At 45.1% G+C, this 22055-nt stretch carries 17 protein-coding genes; 7 read left to right on the top strand and 10 right to left on the bottom strand.

Going from position 1 to position 22055, the window contains the following annotated elements; translation table 11 throughout:
- Positions 1–20 precede the first annotated feature (20 nt).
- Entirely contained in the window at positions 21–293 is a 273-nt protein-coding gene (locus NFI80_RS12690; RefSeq protein WP_235162844.1) for a DUF8507 family protein, read from the top strand.
- Here NFI80_RS12690 and NFI80_RS12685 read toward each other — a convergent pair.
- Positions 258–2663, bottom strand: coding sequence for an ABC transporter permease (locus tag NFI80_RS12685; protein WP_235162845.1), 2406 nt, complete (start codon positions 2661–2663; stop codon positions 258–260). The genes NFI80_RS12690 and NFI80_RS12685 overlap by 36 nt on opposite strands.
- A gap of 92 nt (positions 2664–2755) precedes the next feature.
- On the bottom strand, positions 2756–5149 hold the full coding sequence (locus NFI80_RS12680; protein ID WP_235162846.1) for an ABC transporter permease: 2394 nt from the start codon (positions 5147–5149) through the stop codon (positions 2756–2758).
- A 347-nt stretch (positions 5150–5496) separates the two neighbouring features.
- On the opposite strand from NFI80_RS12680, the gene NFI80_RS12675 reads away from it, so the two are divergent.
- From NFI80_RS12675 to NFI80_RS12665, 3 genes are all read left to right on the top strand, one after another.
- The gene (locus tag NFI80_RS12675; protein WP_235162847.1) at positions 5497–6564 is read left to right on the top strand and encodes a DUF6973 domain-containing protein; all 1068 of its coding nucleotides are present in this window, start codon (positions 5497–5499) and stop codon (positions 6562–6564) included.
- A gap of 41 nt (positions 6565–6605) precedes the next feature.
- On the top strand, positions 6606–7049 hold the full coding sequence (locus NFI80_RS12670; RefSeq protein WP_235162848.1) for a hypothetical protein: 444 nt from the start codon (positions 6606–6608) through the stop codon (positions 7047–7049).
- Between the two features lie 114 nt (positions 7050–7163).
- A complete protein-coding gene (locus tag NFI80_RS12665; RefSeq protein WP_235162849.1) occupies positions 7164–8648 on the top strand; it encodes a glycine--tRNA ligase in 1485 nt (494 codons plus the stop codon).
- A gap of 73 nt (positions 8649–8721) precedes the next feature.
- Here NFI80_RS12665 and NFI80_RS12660 read toward each other — a convergent pair whose 3' ends face one another.
- On the bottom strand, positions 8722–8979 hold the full coding sequence (locus NFI80_RS12660) for a helix-turn-helix domain-containing protein (protein ID WP_233795633.1): 258 nt from the start codon (positions 8977–8979) through the stop codon (positions 8722–8724).
- 356 nt (positions 8980–9335) lie between these two features.
- Here NFI80_RS12660 and NFI80_RS12655 point away from each other — a divergent pair, with 356 nt between their 5' ends.
- Together NFI80_RS12655 and NFI80_RS12650 are read left to right on the top strand one after the other, a co-directional pair.
- On the top strand, positions 9336–10805 hold the full coding sequence (locus tag NFI80_RS12655) for a nicotinate phosphoribosyltransferase (RefSeq protein WP_235162850.1): 1470 nt from the start codon (positions 9336–9338) through the stop codon (positions 10803–10805).
- A gap of 10 nt (positions 10806–10815) precedes the next feature.
- Complete coding sequence (locus NFI80_RS12650) at positions 10816–11049, top strand: DUF3820 family protein (protein WP_026632347.1); 234 nt, start codon at positions 10816–10818, stop codon at positions 11047–11049.
- 33 nt (positions 11050–11082) lie between these two features.
- Here NFI80_RS12650 and NFI80_RS12645 read toward each other — a convergent pair whose 3' ends face one another.
- The 4 genes from NFI80_RS12645 to NFI80_RS12630 all read right to left on the bottom strand — a co-directional run bounded on the left by NFI80_RS12645 (position 11083) and on the right by NFI80_RS12630 (position 18744).
- On the bottom strand, positions 11083–13893 hold the full coding sequence (locus tag NFI80_RS12645; protein WP_235162851.1) for a M16 family metallopeptidase: 2811 nt from the start codon (positions 13891–13893) through the stop codon (positions 11083–11085).
- Positions 13894–13961: 68 nt separating this feature from the next.
- On the bottom strand, positions 13962–14414 hold the full coding sequence (locus tag NFI80_RS12640; protein WP_235162852.1) for a hypothetical protein: 453 nt from the start codon (positions 14412–14414) through the stop codon (positions 13962–13964).
- Positions 14415–14509: 95 nt separating this feature from the next.
- Positions 14510–17479 (bottom strand): DNA polymerase III subunit alpha, encoded by a 2970-nt coding sequence (locus NFI80_RS12635; protein WP_235162853.1) that lies wholly within the window; start codon positions 17477–17479, stop codon positions 14510–14512.
- Positions 17480–17514: 35 nt separating this feature from the next.
- Positions 17515–18744: a DNA polymerase Y family protein gene (locus NFI80_RS12630; protein ID WP_235162854.1), complete on the bottom strand. Its 1230-nt coding sequence runs from the start codon at positions 18742–18744 to the stop codon at positions 17515–17517.
- Positions 18745–18885: 141 nt separating this feature from the next.
- Between NFI80_RS12630 and NFI80_RS12625 the strand changes: the two genes are divergently transcribed.
- Positions 18886–19662 carry an XRE family transcriptional regulator gene (locus NFI80_RS12625; protein ID WP_235162855.1) on the top strand — a complete coding sequence of 259 codons (777 nt, stop codon included), beginning with the start codon at positions 18886–18888 and terminating at the stop codon, positions 19660–19662.
- Positions 19663–19675: 13 nt separating this feature from the next.
- Here NFI80_RS12625 and NFI80_RS12620 read toward each other — a convergent pair whose 3' ends face one another.
- From NFI80_RS12620 to NFI80_RS12610, 3 genes are all read right to left on the bottom strand, one after another.
- On the bottom strand, positions 19676–19834 hold the full coding sequence (locus NFI80_RS12620; RefSeq protein WP_256565294.1) for a PIN domain-containing protein: 159 nt from the start codon (positions 19832–19834) through the stop codon (positions 19676–19678).
- On the bottom strand, positions 19834–20040 hold the full coding sequence (locus NFI80_RS12615; protein ID WP_233795640.1) for a hypothetical protein: 207 nt from the start codon (positions 20038–20040) through the stop codon (positions 19834–19836). Before NFI80_RS12615 ends, NFI80_RS12620 begins: the two co-directional genes overlap by 1 nt.
- 65 nt (positions 20041–20105) lie before the next feature.
- Complete coding sequence (locus NFI80_RS12610) at positions 20106–21887, bottom strand: ABC transporter ATP-binding protein (protein WP_235162856.1); 1782 nt, start codon at positions 21885–21887, stop codon at positions 20106–20108.
- Positions 21888–22055 lie beyond the last annotated feature (168 nt).

The following is a 22055-nucleotide window of genomic DNA, read 5'->3' as shown; positions in this document are numbered from 1 at the left end:
TTGGTAAAATCAGGATGGAAATGGTGTCAACATCGGAACAATTTCGTGGAAGTAGCAGGCTTAATGATATGCAGATTAGCTTGTTAAGGCTTTTCGAACAGGGCATTAGTGAGTCAGAGGAACTTGAAGTTAGGAAGATGTTGATGGATTATTTTGATCAGGGATTGCAAAAAGAATTGAAAGAAGTTTTAGACAAGAAAAAATACTCAACTCAGGATTATCATAAGATGCTTTCGGATGATAATCCCCAACCCGCATCACTCGCTCCGCAGGCTCTTAACAGGATTCATTAATGCTGCTTTTGTGGTTTGCAGGCAGACTAGGATAATGATAATCAGACAAAATCCGGTTCCGACCAGGGCGAACGGTTCCCAGCCGACCTGGATGCGGTAGGCGTAGGTTTCCAGCCAGCGTTTCATTGTCAGGAATGCCAGGGGGAAGGAGATGAGCATGGCTAATGCCATTACCAGCAAAAATTCTTTGAGAAAAAGCATGATAATGCCTATTTCCGAGGCGCCGAGGACTTTGCGGATGCCCAGTTCGCGCGTTCGGCGGGCGACATTGAGTGAAACCATGCCGAGGACGCCGAGTAAAACAATCACTACAGAAAGAATGGTCGCTATTTGCGATGCCTTTTTGAGCTGCATTTCAGATTGATACAGTTTTTGAAGCGTGTCATCCATAAATGCATATTCGAACGGCGCATCGGGCATCAGCTCCCGCCATTTGTTTTCAATAACAGCCATGGATTCACCCAAATTAGACGGGTTGAGGCGGAATGTGAGGAAGCGGAACGCGTTTCCTTCTTTTACGTGAAAAAATCCCAATGGCTTGATAACCTGATGCATAGACGCGAAATTGAAATCTGCCGAAACGCCGTCAACAGTCAGTATGCCAGGCACATTATGGACCCTTACCTGCTGGCCAACTGCGTCTTGAGGATTTGCGAAACCCAGGGCTTTCGCAGCAGTCTGGTTCAGCACGATCCGGTTGGCCTGAAATGCACCTTGTTTGGCATTAAAGAACTTTCCAGCCAGGATTTTGATCTGGTAAGTGTCGGCATATTTTTCGTCTGTGCTTACAAATTGGGTGTGAATGGCCTGTGTCGAATCCTGGCCGGACTTGTATAGCCCGGTGTGCCCGCCGTTGTTTCCGTTTGGGATTTCGTAGGACAGACTCACATTACTTACTTCCTTTAATTGCGAAAGCTGGTCCCGGATGGCTTCCATTTTTGCTAGTCCCTCTGGCGTCCAATCGCGGGGAACGGCAATGGAAACGAGCGATTCCTTGTTGTAACCCAGATTTTTGTTGAAAAAATAATCGACCTGTTTAGCGATGACGACTGCGCCCGCAAACACAAACAGGGCTATGACAAACTGCGAGGCAACAAGCCCCCGTCGCAACAGCACATTTTCCCTGATCGATTTGAGTTTGCCCTTCATGGAGTCGATTGAAGAGATGCCTGAAAGTACAAAAGCTGGGTAAATACCTGCCATTAAGCCAATTATCAATGCGCACAACAATGGCATAACAAGTGAATAAGGGAACAATACCAATGAAGACGGCAATGGTTTTCCCAAAATATCCGAAAACGCTCCGCGCGAGATTTCGTAAAACAAGATCGAAAGAAGCATGGCTAGCAATGCAAGAATAACGGATTCAGCAAGAAATTGACCGACCAGCTGCATTTTCTGACTGCCCAGCACTTTTCTAACACCAATTTCTTTCAAACGAGAGGAGGATTTACCAATGGAAATGTTGACGAAATTGACAATGGCCATCAGCAAAATGAAAAGCGTCACGCCGGAGAGCGTGTAGATCATTTTCCGAACTAATCCATTGTTTGCGTCGAGGTAATATTCTTTGAGAGGCGTGAGATAAACTTCCAGATTGGCCTTTGTATTTGCAGATCCGTGCGTCGCAAGAGTTTGAGCAACAGGCTTTTGAAGGTCTTTCGGCGTTATGCCGTTTTGCAGCTCAATATAGGTGATCATGTAGGGGAAATCCCAATTATCTTCGGCGCCCTTTCGGCCATCCAAGCTGCTTAGCGGAATAAAAATTTCCACAGGCTTCGGCAACAGATTGTTCACAGAATTATTACCAAGCGTTTTCAAAACGGCAGTAACCTGGAATTCCTGCTTACCGCCGATGAAATTGTGCAAGGTTAATGTTTCACCCAAAACATCTGTTCTGCCAAAATATTTTAATGCTTTTTCCTCGGTTATGGCCACCGAATTGCTCCTGTTCAATGCAGTTTTGGCATCGCCGTGTAACAGCGGAAAACCATACATGGCAAGCAATGTTGAATCACCCGTCTGCACCTCCTCACGGAAATGTTTATCGTTTTTGGAAACGGCAACTGTAATGCCGTCGTAACGGTAGAAATTCGCCACCAAACCCGGGTAATCAGCTTTTAACGTTGCGCCAAGCGGACCCAGCGTCGCCATATCAATGCCCATATCCGGGTTCTTCCATTTGCTGCGGACAATGTATTGATTGTCCGCATTTCGCAAGTCGCTGTTGACCCTCATTTCACCCCATACGAAGCTCATAATGAGGAATGTAAATGTCATTCCGACCGACAGCCCGAAGATCATTACCAGTGAATAGAACTTGCGTTTGAGCAGGTTACGCCAGGCGATTTTGAAGTAATTTTGGATCATTCCCAAAACTAGCCAAATTTTCGGGCGCTGATTTTCGCTGAGCTGCCGTTTAACTATTTTTAACGGTTTGCCGCCCAGCGCTTACTACGATATTATTCGCTTTTTAATGATTCAACCGGATTAACCAGCGCAGCCCGGAGCGCCTGGAAACTCACTGTGAGCAGCGCAATGACCAATGCGATAAAACCAGCCGACGCAAACACCCACCACGATAAACCAGCCTGATATTCAAAGCTTTTCAGCCATTCCTTCATGGCATAAACTGCCACAGGAATGCTGATTATGATGGCGATGATTACCAATTTTAAAAAGTCGCCCGATAGGAGCAAGACGACGTTTTGCACGCTGGCACCCAGGACTTTTCTGACGCCAATTTCCTTAGTTCTGGCTTCCGCGGCAAATGCTGCAAGCCCGAACAAACCCAGGCAAGCAATAACGACAGCCAACACTGCAAATGATAGCAAAACACTTCCCTGCTTTTGTTCTGCCTGATATTGTCTGGAAAAATTTTCGTCGATAAAGTGAAAATCAAGCTTGGCTTCGGGATCGAAAAGCTTGTAAGCATTGCTAATGTAAGCCAGCGCTTCCTGCGTTTTTCCGCGTTGGATGCGCACGTAAACATTGTCTTTGTCCGATGGCGCCGGGAGCTGGATCGCCAGCGGTTCAATCTTGTGCTGTAAAGAATAGGTGTGAAAATCGGCGACCACACCAATCACTTTTGCTTCCCTCGTTGTGCCTTTATCATCAATAAAATATCTGATCCTTTTGCCTACCGGATCATTCCAGCCTTGTTTTTTTACCAGAGCTTCATTTACCAGCAGTGCGTTAGTTTGGTCAGCCGGGGAGTTGTCGTGAAAACTTCTGCCTTGCAAAAGTTTAATTTCCAATGTTTTAACAAAATCGCCATCTGCCGAAAATCGCTTGATTACCTGTGGCGAACCGGGCATTTCACCAGACTCGGTTTCTATGAACAAACCGCCGGAACTTAACCCATTGTTCCCTAACGGATTGCTTGCAGCAGCAACGCTTTCGATAAGCGGGCTCTGGTTTAGTTTCTGCTTGATCGCATTGATCTGACTCCTGGTTTCTTCGCGATCGATATGAAATGTCAAAACCTGGTCCTTATTAAACCCCAGATCTTTATGATTAACATAATATAATTGTCGGTATACAATGCCGGAACAAGCGATCATGATCACGGTTACGGCAAATTGGAAAACCACCAGCGATTTACGAAACTGAGCACCGCCGATCTGGCTGCCCAACTGACCTTTTAAAGCAATAACCGGCCGAAATCCAGACAGCATAAAGGCAGGGTAAACGCCGCTGACCAGACCGATGATCACAACAAATCCCAATGCTGCCAAAGCCGTTGACCAACTATTACCATAACTCATTGTCAACGATTTATTCGCTAGTTCATTGAAAAAAGGCAATGCAATCATTACCAATAACACACCGATGATCCCTGCTGAAATGGTCATTAGAAATGATTCGGTCAGGAATTGGGCAACCAATTGTGAGCGCTTCGAGCCAACCGCCTTACGGACACCCACTTCACGCACCCGTTTCATGGAGCGCGCCGTGTAAAGATTCACGTAATTAATGCAGGCAATGATGAGAATGAGCGCAGCGACGACAGAGAAGATATAAATCGTGTTAATGTTTCCGTTTGCGCCGATCTCATATTCAAGGTCAGAGTGTAAGTGGATGGAAGTCAGTGGCTGTAACGACATTTTGTACTGCACATTTCCAAGCTCGCTTTTGAGATATTTTGTAAAAAATCCGTCGAGTTTATGCTCAAATTTCGCAGCGTCGACGCCGTTTTTCAATAATATATAAGTGTAAAGATCCGATTGCTGCCAGCCAGAGGTGTAATTCTCAGGAAGCGAGCGCAATGCTTGAAAATTCAAATGTGAATTAGCTGGCACGTCGGCAAGCACGCCGGTAACGGTATTTGGATAATTATTTGAAAACAAAACCGTCTTCCCCAAAGCATCGGAAGCATCGCCAAACAATTTCTCTGCCAATTTTTTAGTAAGGACTATTTTTTGCGAACCCTGCAATGCTGTTTTGGGATCGCCGTAGAGCAGCGGATAAGTGAAAATGCCAAAAATCGAAGGGTCTGTAAAGAAAATATTGCCAGCCTCTATCTTCTTTTCTGCAAAGGTGATCGTCCCGCCACCTTCCGTGCTGATTCTGGCCGTCTTTTCAATTTCGGGATAATCGTTTTGCAGCGCAGCAGCATATGGAGCCGAAGTAGGCGCAAATTTGAAGCCGCCGGTAGACCATTTTGCTTCGTGCGTAACCCGGTAAATGCGGTCCGCTTTCTCATGAAAACGATCATAGCTCAGCTCATCGGCAACATACAAAACCATCAGCCAAACCGCCGCCATGCCAATCGCCAGCCCAAAGATATTCAAGCTGCTAAACAGCCTTTGATTCCGGAAATTCCGAAGCGCGATTTTGAAGTAATTAAGGAACATGATATGAAGTTGTTATTAGTCAGGATTTGAAAAGCAATATAGTTTTAGCTTATAAAACTAATATGCCATACATGTTACTTGCTCAAAATCAACATGTTAAACAATTTTTCTTGTAAAAGTTTGTTCGGTTTCGGACATTACCGCTCCGATTTTGCAAATATTTTCTTGCACCAAAAATACCGATCGGACACTCATGCCTGCCGTCAGGTAATTGACTGAATGTCCCAAGCTATTTCTTAATAAATGTCAAATATCTTGCAGCATAAAGTCCCGCCCCCAGATTGGCGTCGGAAGGGCGGGACATGAATCATTTAAATAATATTTCACTATTTAAACAGTTACAATTTATGAAATTAAATCTGGGAAAAGCTGCCAGTTTGCTGATTTTTGGCTTCACGATTTTGTCTTGTAATGATCCGAAACTTGAACAGACGTCGGCACCAAATGCATCGGAAAAAGCAGAAACGATTGAATTCAAGGGAGAGCGCGTCATCATTCCTATCTATTTCCCAAAAGAACTTTTCGGGCAAACGCAGGAAGAATTTGATGCTTATTATGAAAAGGCGGCGCAAGATGCTAATGTTCGCTCTTCCGGTGAGAGAGCATTGATAACCTACGAAGAACTACTCCGTATTTTAGTAACGCAAAACGCTAAATATCCCACTATCAACTCGGAGGAGGGCGTTTTGGAGAAAGATCTTGAAAGAATTTACAGAGATTTTCCAGACATTGAAACGCATTTAGAAGCAAACGAAAAGCGAGCTGTCATCTTTGATTATTATCAGACACTATGCAAGCGTGATGTTGTAGCGGAGGTGATTGCGTTGGAAAACGCTAAAAATGCCAGGACTAATGGTCCATCACCGGGATCTTTGACGAAGCCTGAAAAGAATCATTTGCTGCTAAATCCGGGACTTGCTCAGCATTATATTCAGGCCGCAAAAGATGTCGAATTTTTGACTCCAAGTATATTTGGTAATAATGATGATGACAATAAAGCCAACGCCTTTAAGCATGCAACATGGAATGCATTATCAATTCGTTACATATTGAAAGGCTCCCCGGTTAGTGAAAATCAGGCGATAGATTTTACGCAAGATGGAACTTCAAAGCACGAACAGGATGATAATGGAAACCAAGTGCATACTCAAAAGGAAGCAATGGATTTGCATAACAACATGTCAGCAAGAGTATGGATGGAAAGCGAAACGAAATGGGGATTCGGGCCTTTCAGATCCATCCCAAAAAATGATGAAATTATAAATACGTTCGTCTCACGTGCAAATTCGAGCTCAAAACATACAATGACTGACATTCTCAACTTGCATGGTGGAAACGTTCAGAATACGTGGAATAATTTGTATAACAATCTTTATGGCCCATACCAGCATCTTGTAAATTTGAATTCAAATTAAGAAGAGTTGCTAAGTTTCACATTGCTTATTCTAAAACGATTATGAAATTTCAATTGTGGTTTCTGATTATGGTCACGCTATTATCCGGATGCGGGGATAGAATAGATCCTGTGATATCAACTATTTATCTAGAAGAAGGGGATAGAGCAGCACAAAGACGACAGGCTATTCCTGAATTGTATGCTCATTATCAGAACAGCGCAAAAGACAGGGAGGCATACGAAGTAATATCAAAAAAAAATGGAAGGTTCATTATAAATTATGTGCCTGGCTTGGAGCTTTTAACATTATGTGGAGATCCTGGAAGCGGTTGGTCAAGGCAATTTGCGAATGTAAGTGACGATGTGCTTAAAATCCTTGTTAACGAAAAGGTCACATTCGATGATCTTGAAATTCATGGAAGTTTCGGCAGCAAATTGGATAGCCTGCTCATATCGAAAACACCGATATATAGAGTTAGAACAAATGGAAGCCCTTCGCTTTGAACCTCTAAATTTTCCAACCTTCCTGCCGCATTGACGGCAAATTCGCTAATTTTGCCCAATTGATGATTTTAGTGGATTCAATTGTTGTTATTTATTGATTTTTAACCAAATAGAATGAACCAAGCACCTGCTACTTCTTTACAAGACATTGTTGGACATGCCAAAGAATACGGTTTTGTGTTTCCCTCTTCTGAAATATATGATGGATTGCAAGCTGTTTATGACTACGGTCAGAATGGTGTTGAGTTGAAAAATAACCTGAAAGCGGCTTGGTGGAAAGCCATGACGCAGCTGCACGACAACATTGTGGGCATTGATGCGGCTATATTTATGCATCCGCTGACCTGGAAAGCTTCCGGTCACGTGGATGGTTTTAATGATCCGATGATCGATAACAAGGATTCTAAAAAGCGTTATCGTGCGGATCAGCTGCTGGAAGGAAAAGCGGAACAATATGAGGCGGAAGGCCAGGCTGGAAAAGGACAGGCTTTGCTGGCTGAAATGGGCCGTTTGCTGAGTGCCGAAGATTTGAACGGCGTTCGTGAACTGATCATTGCAGAAAATATTAAATGCCCGGTTTCGGGAACTGCCAACTGGACGGAAGTGCGTCAGTTTAACCTGATGTTCAGTACGCAGGTTGGCTCGGTTGCAGAGGATTCGAACCTGATTTACCTGCGTCCGGAAACGGCTCAGGGAATATTTGTCAACTTTCTGAATGTGCAGAAAAGCGGCCGGATGAAGATTCCTTTCGGGATTGCGCAAATTGGAAAAGCTTTTAGAAATGAGATCGTTGCGCGTCAGTTTACATTCCGTATGCGGGAATTTGAACAAATGGAAATGCAATTTTTCATCCGCCCTGGCACCGAAATGGCTTGGTATGAGAGCTGGAAAGAAGCCAGGATGAAGTTCCATAAAGCGATTGGCTTGCCTGCGGAAAAATTGAAATTCCACGACCATGAAAAGCTGGCGCATTATGCAAACGCGGCTGTCGACATTGAATACCAGTTCCCGTTTGGTTTCAGGGAGATGGAAGGGATCCATTCAAGAACAGATTTCGACCTGAGAAACCACCAGGAATTGTCGAAAAAGAAACAACAATATTTCGATTCGGACCTGGACGAAAATGGTAAGCCTTACGGAAACTACATTCCGTATGTGGTTGAAACTTCGGTAGGGGCGGACAGGCTTTTCCTGGCTACATTCTGCAATGCTTATACTGTTGAGACGGTAGGAGAAGGCGATAATGTGAAGGAGAGAACTTATTTGAAGCTGCATCCTGCCCTGGCACCATTCAAAGTGGCAGTGCTTCCTCTGGTTAAGAAGGACGGGTTGGCTGAAAAAGCGCAGGCGATTGCCAACTCACTGAAATCGTCTTTCCGCACCACTTATGATGACGGCGCGGCCATCGGCAAACGTTATACCCGCCAGGATCTGATCGGAACGCCATTCTGCATTGCGGTGGATTATCAAACTATGGAAGACGACACGGTAACGATCCGCCACCGCGACACAATGGAGCAGGAGCGCGTTGCTATCAGCGAATTAAAAGAAAAGATTGGCTATCAGGTTGCTATCGAGCGCATTCTGGAAGCAATCTGATATTTAAGAGAAGACATAAAAAAGGGCTGTTTCATCGCGAAACAGCCCTTTTTTGCTTTCATGCAATGCTACATCATTTCGAAGTGTGCAGCCGCACCAGATCTTCCGCGTTTGCGCTTAGCAGATTGACCGTATCTACGTCCAGAATGTGTGAGATCTGTATGAGACGTTCCAGTGTAATGCGCGTGTAACCCAATTCAATCTTACTATATGCATTTTGTGAAATGCCCAGCTTCATCGCCAGATACTCCTGTGTGTAATTCCTGTACTCCCTGATCTTCCTGATATTCAATGCAACAGCCCGGATCCGCGTGTCAATTGATTCGTTCATAAATGTTGTTTTAGTGAACAAAAACCTCCTTTGTCCAGAGACATACGATTTATAAGGGTTCAAAAGATCATTTTTCAGACCAATCGGAAGAATTGAGGCACTTAACGTTTATAGGTAATGTCACACGTAAAATAGGAAATGTTTAATTTAAATAGCTGATTATCAGCCAAGCAGAATTGTTTTTATTTAAATCAAAGCGATTGGTAAAAATGCAGGCACGTTATTGAAAATTTATGCAAAAAATGCGATATGACTGACAGGCTGGTCAACTCCTTACTCCGCTTACAGACAAATGGCTTATTGATGTGTCAATTAATTTTATTAATTAGGCCCTTCATATTGTGTCAAAATGCGGGATGATTAATCAGTTATACAACACTTCACTAAGCTTACTCACTGATCTGTATCAACTTACAATGGCTTATGGCTATTGGAAAGCGGGAAAGGCCGAGCAGGAAGCGGTTTTCAATCTTTATTTCAGAAAACATCCGTTTCAGGGCGGCTTCACCATTGCCTGTGGGCTCAGCAGCGTTGTTGATTACCTGAGCGAATACCGGTTTAGCGAGGAGGATCTTGCCTACGTCGGCTCCATTACAGGAAATGACGGCGAAAAACTGTTTGAGCCAGGTTTTTTGGATTATCTCAAAAACATTGAATTCGCATGCAGCATCGACGCAATACCCGAAGGAACCACTGTCTTCCCGAATGAGCCGCTTTTACGCATCCAGGGGCCAATTTTACAATGTCAGTTGCTGGAAACGCCTCTTTTAAATCTCATAAATTTCCAATCGCTCATCGCCACAAAAGCTGCCAGGATGCGCCTGGTTGCCAAGGACGATACACTGCTTGAATTTGGTTTGCGACGAGCGCAAGGTCCTGACGGTGGCGTAACGGCAAGCCGGGCCGCCTACATTGGTGGTTTTGATGCGACGTCGAATGTCCTGGCCGGTAAACTGTACGACATTCCTGTAAAGGGCACGCACGCGCACAGCTGGGTTATGTCATTTAACAGTGAATTGGAGTCTTTTGAAACGTATGCGCAATATATGCCCAACAATGTAACGCTGCTCGTGGACACCTACGACTCACTCAATGGTGTTCGGCATGCGATCAAAGTGGGTAATCTGCTTCGCGAGCGCGGGTATGACTTGGGCGGGATCCGGCTTGATTCGGGCGATTTGGCTTATTTGAGCATCGAAGCGCGGAAGCTCCTCGATGATGCAGGGTTTGAAAAAACCAACATTGTGGCCAGCAATGATCTTGACGAGCACATTATGGACAGTTTGAAGATCCAGGGTGCAAAGATCAATGTTTGGGGAATAGGCACAAAACTCGTGACGGCCTATGATCAGCCTGCATTGGGCGGTGTATACAAGCTTGCTGCAATCCGTTCGGAATCAGGTGAATGGGATTATAAGTTAAAACTTTCAGAACAGGCTATCAAGGTTTCCACGCCCGGCATCCAGCAGGTGCGCCGTTTCAAGGATACCAAAGGATTTGTATCTGACATGATTTTTAACATCGAAACACCTGCAACCGGCAAAGCGACCATGGTGGATCCTTATGATTTCACCAGAAACCGTTCATTTTCAGAAAGCACATCTTTTGAAGACTTGCTGGTGCCGATTTTTGTTAAAGGTTATCTGGTTTATAAAATGCCTTCCGTTCATGAAACGAGAGACCGCGTTCAGGAACAGCTTTCCAACTTTCACAAAGGCATTAAGCGATTTGTGAACCCGCACACTTATCCTGTCGGTTTGGAAAAAGGTCTTTTCGATATGAAAACAAGCCTTATTCTGAAACTTCGCGCAGCAAACGAATCTTAAAACATTGTTTATGGAAGAAATGCAAGTGCCCGATCCGGCCATTTTGAAGGAGCTCTTGAAATACAAAATGCCTTTCGGGAAATACAAGGATACATTGATTGCCGATCTGCCGGTTTCATATCTGGAATGGTTTCAGCGGCAGGGATTTCCGGCAGGTAAGCTCGGAATGTTGCTCAGCACCATGTATGAAATCCAGATTAATGGGCTAGGGGAGCTGCTTTACCGACTGAGGAAGATGCAGTAAGCTCTGCATCTTCCTTCATGTCAGCATATTAGGTTACTTCTTTTCAGGCATAAGCACAACCTTGATGAAGTTTTCGTCATTGAAATACTTTTCAGCCGAGACTTTGGTGCTGGCAACGGTGATGGATTTCAATAATTTGTCCTGCATGAAAATCTCGTTCAGATCGTCGCCCAGGAATGTGTTATCATCCAGGTAATTCAGCCAGAAGTTGTTGGTTTTCAGCGCAGTTTCCGTTTTACGTTGTGTTTCCGCTACAAATTTTTCAATGTCTTTTGGATCAGCACCGTTCTGCTTCACCTTGTTCACTTCCTCTCTCGCGCGTTTCACAAGCTTGTCCACATTCTCAGGCGCGCATCCAAAACCAATGCTGAACCGGTAATGTCCTGAGGGAAATTTGTCAGTGCTTTCTGAAACACTTACGCCATACACACCACTTTCTTCTTCGCGTAATGCCTCTATGAGCTTGATTTGCAGCACTTCCTGCAATGCTTCGATCTGCATATTGTTTTCAGGGCTATATTCAAATTCACCACTTGAAATCAGTGTAACGCGGCTTTTGGGCTCTAAACCCTTGTAGATTGTTTTGTCAATAGTCCCTTTCGGAGGGAAAATGTTGGGGTGTTTAAATGTATCATCACGATCGGTTGAAGGCAGCCCGCCAATGTATTTTTCGAGCAGCGGCTTAATTTCTTCCGGCTTGAATGCACCTACGAACGTAAACACGAAATCGGATGCATCTGCAAAGCGGTCTTTGTACATTTCGACCGCACGATCCAAATTCACCTTGTCAATGCTTTCCGGCTTCAATGGTCTGCGTTTCGGGTTATAGCTGGTCAGGACGCCATTCAGGGAATCGGAATAGACTTTCTCAGGCGTAAGCGTTTTTTGCATGTTTTCGAGATAGGCCTTTTGGTTCGCCAAGATCCCGGTTACCACGTCCGCATCTTTCCTCGGTGCTGTGAAGTAGGCGTATATCAGTTGCAATGTCGTTTCCAGGTCTTTCGGATTAGTGCTGCCGCCCATTCCCTCGGTGAGCTCGCTCAGGTAAGGCCCGGCACTGGCCGTTTTTCCAGCCAGGAATTTTTGAAGTTGCGTTTGGTTATAAGGCCCTACACCGCCAGATTGAATCAGATAACTGGCGAAAATACCCGTTTCACGTTCTTCCGGAAATAGCGAATAGCCTCCTTTACCGGTTGCCTTGATCAGGATTTCATCATTTTTAAAATCTGTCGGTTTCAGCAAAATCTTTACACCGTTTGACAATGTAAGCTCGGTAACGCCCAGCTTATCCAACTGCTTTTCGCTGACCACCTTCCCGGGTTTTGGTTCGGCAGGCAAGAGGGGAGAGTCAACGACGTCATCCACATAGGCAGTTACATCTTTGCCTGCTTCAAGCAACAGCTTCCGGATTTCGGCTTCCTTAGGCAGCTCGTCCTTACTCTTTTCGGGCCCCATGACCACTACGGCCCTGTTTTTGTCTGTAATGTATTTTTTGGCAAGCGCATTGATTTCCGCCAGTGAGACGCCTTCCAAATGTTTTTTTACAAATTCAAAATAAGCCTCTGCGCTCATATAAGGCTCCTCGTGCAGGAAATGGTCCAGATATTCCTGAACATGATTTGCCGACTTAGTCTTATCCCGTTCTTTATAGTACTGCTCAATGGAGTTGTAAAAATCTTTTTTTGCCCGATCCAATTCCGGCTGTGTGAAGCCAAATTTCTGCACACGTGCGTTTTCTTCAAGTAATGCGGTCAAAGCAGTTTTCATCGAAGCGGCATCTTTGGCCAATGCTATCGAAGTATAAGAATCGAGGTCACCCAGGAAGTCGCCATACTGGCTGTCTCCGTACAGAAAAGGTGGATTCGCTTTTTGGGTAAGCTCCTGCATGCGCTGCGCCATCATTGAATTATACAATCCCTGCGCGAAGTTGTCCCGCACATTTTTCAATGTTCTCTCTTTGCTGTTGGGCTGCTTGTAAATAAGCTGAATCAGATTCTGCGGATATTCCGGATCTGTCACGATGGCCACCTGTGTTGATCCATCCAGTGGGATGGTATATTTTGTCCGCTTCTTAGCATTGACAGGCGCAGGCATTGAACCGAATTTCTGCTTGATCGTAGCTTCCACTTTATCCACATCAAAATCACCGACAGCTATAACGGCCATCAGGTCAGGGCGATACCAATCCTTGTAAAATGCTGTAATTGTCTCCGGTTTGAAGCTTTTAAGAATGCTGTCTTTTCCAATCGGCAGCCGCTCCGCATAGCGCGAATTATTGAGGATTACTTTCAGGAATTTATCCCGCATACGCTGTTGCGCACCGCGTCCCATTCTCGACTCTTCCAGCACAACGCCGCGCTCTTTTTCAATTTCGGCAGGATCCAGCAAGGCGCCGTGCGCCCAGTCTTCCAGCACTTGAAGGCCTTTGTCCAGCAATCCGGCCGAATCAGTAGGAATAGGCAGCATATAAACAGTTTCGTCGAAACCCGTATAAGCATTCAAATCCGCCCCGAAGCGCACACCGGTCTTTTGAAGGAAGTTAACCAGTTCATTTTTAGGGAAATTGGTCGTGCCATTGAAGTTCATATGCTCCATGAAATGCGCCAATCCTTGTTGCGCATCCGTTTCCAGGACCGATCCTGCCTTTACAGCAAGACGTAATTCTGCACGGTTTTTAGGCTCAGCATTCTTTCTGATATAGTAAGTCAGGCCGTTTTTAAGTTTTCCTGTCCGCACACCCGGATCAAGCGGGACTTTTTGGGTCGAAAGATCCTGGGCAAAAGAAATAGTCAGCGGGCCCATTCCAAATCCCGCGATATATAAAGCGATCAGCGCCTTTTTCATTGTTTTTATTTTAATTAATGCACTCAGAAGAGCGAAAGATATTTAAAAAACTTACGACTTTTTCGAAATCAGCGACACTTAGCATTTCTAAACGTAAGGCCATTGGTGAAATCCAACTTAGATCTGTCGCTGAACCTCATGCCGCCGTCTTTTTCATCCACCGGCCCGAATCCTTCGACCCAGTTGCCATCCTTTTTTAGAAACACCACTTCACGTGTGGATGCTACGCCCTCGGACATGAATTGGTAATCGGCCCGCAATGTGTCACCATTGATTTTACCCTCAATTTTGCCCCGGTTTTTATCTTTTTCGAATAAGCTATATTCCAATTCCCCGGTCACAATGTTGTCAGCTGTCATTTCAATATGCAGGAAGGCAGAGTCCTTGTCGGTCGCGTAAGCGTAGCATTCAGAAACAGGCTGAGCAGTGTTTTCTGTCGCTGAGGAGGATTCAGATTCCTTCTTTGTGCATGCCGAAAAAATGCAGGCAAGCGCAAGGATAAGATGGATTCGCTTTGTCATATTCGTTTTGTAGAGAAATATTAAGATGAGTCAAGGTAATGCTTTAACCAGCGAAAGCCGGATGAAAACGTAATAAAATTTCCCTTTCTATAACCTTAACGCGTTGCGGAGTCCATCCTTGTAATTTCAATCACTTCAATCGTTAAAAACCCAAATTCTTCTGTGACTACGCCACGGATTTTATAAACACCTTTTACAGAAAAATTAAACTTCGCTGCGACCTGTGGAAAATGCACCGTATCAATGAAATGCCCTTCCTGATCCAGAAAAGTGCCGAATTGCATGGTTTCACCCCTCGCCGTCCGTGTGTTTTTAACTGCTACGAGATACCCATATTGCACCACTTCGCGATTAACGTAAGCATGGAGGTCTTTGCTCATGACGCTTTTCGGCAGCGCATTTTTCAAAAGATCGAAAGGGCTGCATAATGCAAAACCCAGTAATTCTATCTGATCATATGCATCGTCAATCGGCGAAGAGTGGAACGTCGGGAGCTGATAATCTTTCACTTCCGTATGAAACAACTGCTTCTGCGGGACTTTTGCCGGTGTTTTGCTAAGTCGGAAATGCGCTTTCCAAAGCAATGTTTTTTTGTTAATTCCCGTAAATCTGAATGCGTCAATGCGGATCAGGATTGTCAATTGCTCGATTGAAATGGCCACGCGATCAATGAAATTATTCAAGGATGTGTACACGCCATCCTGCTCGCGCGCCGACACAATTTTCAGGATCGTTTTTTCTTCAATTTCATTCAAAAACTGTAATCCCAGATAAATGTCCTTTCCCTTGATCACGGCTTGCGCATTGCTGTTGTTCACGCAAGGCGCCATGATGGTCGCGCCCATCATGCGGGCCTCGTGCAGATATAATTCCGGTGCGTAAAAGCCTCCGCCGTTATTCAGCACGGCGACCATATATTCCAATGGATAATAGGCTTTCAGGAAAAGGGTTTGGTAACTTTCCACTGCATAGGACGCAGAATGTCCCTTCGCAAATGCGTAGCCGGCAAAACTGGCGATCTGATTCCAGATTTCCTGTGTCGTTTGCGGGGCATAACCCATATCCGAGCAGTTTTTGAAATACTTTTTCTTCACACGCTCAAACTCATCGCGCCCGCGAAATTTGCCGCTCATTCCACGCCTGATCACATCGGCTTCGCCCAATGTAAGCTTGGCAAAATAGTGCGCAACCTTGATCACATCTTCCTGATAAACCATAATGCCGTACGTTTCGGGCATTAATTTTAATAGTTCAGGATGTGCTTCCTGGATTTTCTCAGGATTTTGGTGCCGCAAAATGTATTCGCGCATCATGCCGCTTTTCGCCACGCCAGGCCTGATAATGGAGCTTGCCGCCACCAGACCGAGATAGTTATCCACCTCCAACTTGCGTAAAAGCATGCGCATAGCAGGCGATTCCACATAAAAGCAACCAATGCATTGCGCCTGCTTGATGAGCTCGTTGATTTTTGGGTCAGTCTTGAATTTTTTGACATCGTCGATGTCAATGGGCTGCTCCTCAGGGCGATTGTATCGGATCACTTCCAAAGTTTCCTTGATCTTGGCCAATCCGCGCTGCGCAAGAATGTCATACTTGTTTAGTCCCACATCTTCCGCAATCACCATGTCGAATTGCGTGGTAGGGAAGCCTTTGGGTGGCACATCGGTTGCGGTAAAATAATGGATAGGCCTTTCCGAAATGAGGATTCCGCCCGCGTGAATGCTCAAATGGTTCGGCTGATTATTATCCTGCAAATAACCCGCATACTTGATGACCAGCCCCGAAATCTGATCCAGTTTTTTCGGGTCAAATTTTCCATTGCTCAGCGCATCGATCTCATAAGTAGGCAAACCGAAAACTTTGCCTAACTCGCGCACGGCCGCACTGTGCTGGAATGTGCTGTAAGTCGCCAGCAACGATGCCTGCCCATTTTTTCCGAAAATGTCGAAAATGTATTGTGTCACGTCCTCGCGGTCGCGCCACGAAAAGTCTATGTCGAAATCGGGCGGATTTTTACGGTGGAGGTTGATGAAACGTTCAAAATAAAGGTCCAGCTCTATAGGGTCAACATTCGTAATGTTTAGCAGATAAGCCACAATGCTGTTCGCGCCGCTTCCGCGACCTACATAATAATAGCCTTTCCGTCGCGCATAGCTGACAATGTCATGGTTAACCAGGAAAAACGGCACGAAATTCTGCTTCTGGATGAGATCGAGTTCCATAGCGATCCGGTCAAAAATCTCGTCCGTTACATGCGCACCGTATCGATAGCCCAGTGCCTGATAACTGAGTGACGTCAGTTTTTGGTAATCGTCTTTTGCGCTTTCACCATAAACCCGCAGATTCTGATGCTCCCGGTCATCACCGAAATTGAAATGAATGCTGCATTCCTCCATCAGTTTTTCGGTGTTATGGATAATGAAATCAAGATCTTTTTCCTTGAAGTGATATTCTAAAACCTTCAACGGCATGATTTGCTCGGATTCTTCGCCCGTTTCAGCAGGTGAAAGCTTGCTTAGCAATGTGTTTTCATCGATCGACCGCAATAGCCTGTGCATGTTGAAATCGCGCTTGTTGCGAAAACTCAGCGGCTGCATAACCACAAACTTTTCCTTATGCTTATATAATGGTGAAAAGCGTATTCTGTTCAAGTCTTTTTGCGCAATGCCAATGAACTCATTGGGTAGCAACGTTTCTTTTTTAGTAGCAAATAGTTTTTCAAAGGGATAAATGAACACCGCATTTTCCAGCTCCGGTGCTTCATCCGGGAATGCTTCTTTCAATAAAGAATGTCTTGACAGGAAAGCATTCAGCTCCTGAAACCCGGCGTTATTTTTAGCTAACCCTACATATTGCTGCTGCATTCCATTACGAAAATCAATTCCTACGATTGGTTTAATGTCATATTTCGGCGCCATTCTGATGAAGTTCAGGCAGCCGGATGTGTTATTAATATCGGTCAGTGCAATGCAGCCATAACCGTTTTCCCTGCTTATTTGAAGCAATTCCTGTTCCGGAATAGTCCCAAAACGAAGGCTGAAATAAGAGTGACAGTTGAGTAGCATGGTATTTTGGAAATAAACTTATTCGTCGAGTAAATTCACGCATTCCGATGTGCGGGGATGATGGGTGGGTCGCCGTTGAAGGGGTTTCCCATACTGGAAATGTTGGGGATGCCGATGGTGGTGCCCCAGCTTAGAATCGCGTTTCCGCGCTTGTCGGTGCCGTATCTGTTTCGGATATAATCCATGGCCTGATAAAGATTTAACTTCTCCTCAGAGTCGTCGAACATGTTGATCTGATGACTGCCGGAAACAAGATCACTGAAATTGACTCCTACAAGCCGCACCATCATTCGACGGTTATGCAGCAAATCGAATAACCTTTCAATCTGAGGGATCAATGTATGGTCGGCAGATGTGTAAGGAATCTTCACTTGTTTGGAAACCGTATTAAAATCCGAATACCGGATCTTAACAGAAATGCAGGAAGTGAGTTTATTGCCATTCCGAAGCTGGTAAGCCAGATTTTCACCCATCGCACGCAGCATTTCGCGCATTCGCTTCACGTCGCCGGTGTCTTTGCCGAAAGTCCGCTCATTCGAGATAGATTTGCGCTCATGAAACGGAATGATAGGAGAGTTGTCGAGCCCATTTGCGCGGTTCCAGAGCAGAATGCCGTTTTTACCCAATATTTCGCCCATCATTTCCACCGGCATTTCCTGTATCGTTTTCACATATTTGACACCCATGTCGTAGAGGATCTTGTTCGTCTTGTCCCCGACCATCGGGATCTTTTGCACGTGCATGGGCGCCAGAAAGCTTTTTTCTGTTCCTGCTTCGATCTTCTTGTGATTGTCCGGTTTTGCCTCGCCGGTCGCGACCTTAGACACGACTTTACTGGTCGAAAGGCCGCAGGAAATAGGAAGGCCGCTCTCACGTTTGATGCGCTCTCTCAGGTTGGTAGCAAGCTGATAAGTGCCGAAAAACTTGTCCATCCCGGACAGGTCGGCATAAAATTCATCAATGCTGGCTTTTTCGAAAACGGGCACCGTATCCGCAATGATCTCCGACACAAGTTTCGACTCCTTGGAATAAATCCCGGCTTCGCCGCGAATGATCGTCGCTTCGGGGCAAAGCATACGCGCCATCTTCATGGACATGCCGGAATGCACGCCAAACGGTCGGGTTTCATAACTGCATGCCGCTACTACACCCCGGTCCCCGGTGCCGCCAACGAGTACGGGGCGGTTATTAAGACGGCTGTCGTGCTTTCGCTCCACCGACACAAAAAATGTGTCCAGATCCAGATGTAGTATCGTACGGTCCATTGCGTTTGGAATTTTTACAAAAATATGGATTATTTCCAAATATATGGAGCATATCCAAAATTAAAAAGGAAATATTCCAAAAAATATGTATCTTTGCTTGTGATAAGGAGTTACAGATTTTTTTGACCAGATCATTCGGCTATGCAGATCGACGAGGAATTCAAGCGTTTTAAACAAATAAGGGAAGAATTGAATTTGACCCAGTCTGCTTTTGCAGACGAGCTGGGCATCAGCGCGACGACCGCTGACATTGAGCGTGGGCGGACGCGGATTCCCGGGCAAGTTGTAAAGGAATTGTTGCGAAAATATAGCATTAACCCACTGTGGCTTTTCGGCGATAGCAAGCAGAAATATTTGCAGCCGGACAAGTTGCTGATGAGTCCTAAGGTTGTGACCGTGGATAATGCTGGCAAAGACAACATCGTACTGGTAAGTGCCAAGGCGGCAGCCGGTTATCCCAACAACATTGGGGATGCACAATGGTTTGAAACATTGCCGGCCTTTTCTATCCCGCTGCCCGAATTCCGGAATGCTACATTCCGAGGTTTTCAGGTGGAAGGAGATAGTATGTTGCCGGTGCTGCATTCGGGCGAATGGATCGTCGGGAAGGCGCTGGATGATTGGGAGGACGTGAATCCGAAGCAGATCTACGTTGTTGTGACAGTGGATAGTATTTTAGTGAAAAAAATACAGCAGGAAAGTCAGTCAACGTTTATCAATCTAATTTCTTCAAACCCGGAATACAGCCCTATTAAACTGGATAGGAGTGAGATCAAGGAAATCTGGATTGTTAATAGTAAACTGACTTTTGACCTCGAAGCGGATAACAAGCAAGTGAGTTTGCTGACTTTACATTCAGAAATGCGCGAATTGAAGGAAGAGATGCGGAAGCTGGTAAAGGATGTCGTGTCGAAGTAATGTTGCTTTTGATTTATTGATCGTAAGGATTTATCAATGTTAACCCGCTGATATTCGAAAAATCCTTGGTGTTTCGTGTCACCAACGTAAGATTATACACCATTGCTGTTGCAGCAATAATTGCATCCGGGAGTTTAAGATTATGCAGTTTTCGAATTTCTGCTGCTTTTATTATCCTGCTCGAAGTTCATCCAGATGAGTGTCAACATCTTGGATAGACTGTTTTGACATTCCTCCTTTATATTGAGCAATTTGCAACCTATCTGCTGGCGCGTTCCGCTCTTCCTTCCTTAAACTGATCAGTTCAAGGCGCTCCATATCCATTAAAAGATTGAGCGCTTTTTCATTAATTATGTCAACTGTGATGGTCTGTCTCATAATTCTTGCAAGTAAAGCACCATAAATATACAAATATCCAGCAATTATTGTCGCAGAGGCCAAATTTACGCTTCTTCCGCAACTAACTGCTTCTCATACAGCTCTTTATACGCCTTGTTGAGGGCCATGAGTTCGGTGTGGGTTCCTTGTTCTATAATTTTTCCTTCGTCCAGCACTACTATGCGGTCGGCGAGCTTGGCGGAGGAGACGCGGTGGGAGATGATCACGGAGGTGCGCTGATCCATGATGCGTTTCAGATTGTTAAGGATAATGTTCTCCGTGTTGGTATCGACGGCGGACAAGCAGTCATCGAGAACGAGGATTTTTGGGTCACGTGCGATGGCTCTGGCAATGGATAGGCGCTGTTTTTGACCTCCGGAAAGCGTTATGCCGCGTTCACCTAGCAATGTTTGATAACCCTGCGGAAATTCTTTAATGTTGTTATACAAGTCGGCATCCTTAATGGCTTGCTCAATCCGTTCAAACGGCATATCCGTTGTTCCGAAGCGAACATTGTTCTCAATCGAATCAGAGAAAAGGAACACATCCTGAGGCACATAGCCAATTTGCCGGCGATAAGCATGCACATCGTAGTCCTTCATTGGAATGTTGTCAATCAGGATTTCACCTTCTGTCGGATCGTAAAGACGGCCCAGCAGATGGGCCAGCGTGCTTTTTCCAGAACCCGTAGTTCCTAGAATTGCTACACTTTCTCCCGGTTTTACCTCCAAATCAAAATCGTGCAACGCCTTTATACCGGAATCAGGATAAACGAAGCCTACATGTTTGAATGTGATCGCGCCTTCGAGTGGTTTTTCGATATTTTTGACCGAAACCAATGTTGTTTTTTCATTTAAAAACTCATTGATCCGAGTTTGTGAAGATGCCGCCCTTTGGATCTGACTCGTTGTCCAGCCGAGCGCCATCACGGGCCACGTCAGCATATTAACATATAAAATAAATTCCGTAATGTTCCCAGGCGTAAGGTTCCCATTGATGATTTCCTGCCCGCCGACGAAAATGACGAGAATGTTACTCAGCCCGATCAGCAAGACAATTACAGGATAAAAGAAGGCGTCGACCTTGGTCAGGCTCAATGATTTCTTTTTAAAATCTTCCGCCTCTCTTTCAAAATTCGTATATGAATGTTTCTCCTGAACAAAGGATTTAATAACCCTTATCCCTGAAAAAGCTTCCTGCACGTAAGTGGACAGTCCGGAAAGCTGCTTCTGGATTTCCTGGGAGCGTTTCATGATCATGCTGTTCACAATGTAAACGCTGATCGAAAGCACCGGAAGGGGCAGCAGTACAAATAAAGTAAGCTTCGTGCTCACGGAGAGCATGTAGGAAATGACGAGAAAGAACAGGACGATCAGGTTGATGCCATACATTAATGCCGGACCGACATACATCCGGACATTGCTCACATCCTCGGAAATCCGGGCCATCAGGTCGCCTGTGCTGTGACGGCGGAAGAAACTGGCTGGTAAGGTCTGGTAATGTTGGTAAATGTCATTTTTAAGCTCGAACTCGATATGCCGAGACATAACGATGATCGTCTGCCTGACAAGGAACAGGAAAATTCCTTTCAGAAGCGCCATAGCAAGGATTAACAAGCCATATAGCAGGATGCTGAACGCGAAAATGTCATACATCTCAGTCTGCAAAGCGGCGCCGTTGAACAGATAATAAATGTCCAGCGTCTCAATCACCAGATCCAGCGCGTAACGCACAAGCTGGGCCGGGATTATTCCAAAAAGGTTAGAAATAATTGTAAAAATGGTTCCAAGAATCAGATACCACTTGTATTTCCATAAGTACTGGTTGAGGTACTTTAATGCTTTCACTATATCTTATTTTAACTGCGGATTTTCCCAAGCCAGACAGGCGATAACTAACCAACATCCTATCGTTTCAAAACGTTGCAAATTTAAAAGACGGCATTTCATTTTTTCGATTCTAAACAAAATAGTCTATTTTTGCGGTCAATTTTAAACGAAAAACGCAGGGGAAAG

This window comes from Dyadobacter chenhuakuii (genome assembly GCF_023821985.2).
Taxonomy (GTDB): domain Bacteria; phylum Bacteroidota; class Bacteroidia; order Cytophagales; family Spirosomataceae; genus Dyadobacter; species Dyadobacter chenhuakuii.
The sequence above is the reverse complement of the archived record's forward strand: the minus strand, read 5'-3'. Positions and strand labels throughout refer to the sequence as shown.

Coding starts and splice junctions, on each gene's coding strand:
- NFI80_RS12690 (WP_235162844.1), top strand. CDS start 21: ATGGTGTCAACATCGGAACAATTTCGTGGAAGTAGCAGGCTTAATGAT.
- NFI80_RS12630 (WP_235162854.1), bottom strand. CDS start 18,744: ATGGACCGTACGATACTACATCTGGATCTGGACACATTTTTTGTGTCG.
- NFI80_RS12660 (WP_233795633.1), bottom strand. CDS start 8,979: ATGAACGAATCAATTGACACGCGGATCCGGGCTGTTGCATTGAATATC.
- NFI80_RS12675 (WP_235162847.1), top strand. CDS start 5,497: ATGAAATTAAATCTGGGAAAAGCTGCCAGTTTGCTGATTTTTGGCTTC.
- NFI80_RS12635 (WP_235162853.1), bottom strand. CDS start 17,479: ATGCTACTCAACTGTCACTCTTATTTCAGCCTTCGTTTTGGGACTATT.
- NFI80_RS12645 (WP_235162851.1), bottom strand. CDS start 13,893: ATGAAAAAGGCGCTGATCGCTTTATATATCGCGGGATTTGGAATGGGC.
- NFI80_RS12680 (WP_235162846.1), bottom strand. CDS start 5,149: ATGTTCCTTAATTACTTCAAAATCGCGCTTCGGAATTTCCGGAATCAA.
- NFI80_RS12665 (WP_235162849.1), top strand. CDS start 7,164: ATGAACCAAGCACCTGCTACTTCTTTACAAGACATTGTTGGACATGCC.
- NFI80_RS12615 (WP_233795640.1), bottom strand. CDS start 20,040: ATGAGACAGACCATCACAGTTGACATAATTAATGAAAAAGCGCTCAAT.
- NFI80_RS12650 (WP_026632347.1), top strand. CDS start 10,816: ATGGAAGAAATGCAAGTGCCCGATCCGGCCATTTTGAAGGAGCTCTTG.
- NFI80_RS12640 (WP_235162852.1), bottom strand. CDS start 14,414: ATGACAAAGCGAATCCATCTTATCCTTGCGCTTGCCTGCATTTTTTCG.
- NFI80_RS12670 (WP_235162848.1), top strand. CDS start 6,606: ATGAAATTTCAATTGTGGTTTCTGATTATGGTCACGCTATTATCCGGA.
- NFI80_RS12685 (WP_235162845.1), bottom strand. CDS start 2,663: ATGATCCAAAATTACTTCAAAATCGCCTGGCGTAACCTGCTCAAACGC.
- NFI80_RS12655 (WP_235162850.1), top strand. CDS start 9,336: ATGATTAATCAGTTATACAACACTTCACTAAGCTTACTCACTGATCTG.
- NFI80_RS12625 (WP_235162855.1), top strand. CDS start 18,886: ATGCAGATCGACGAGGAATTCAAGCGTTTTAAACAAATAAGGGAAGAA.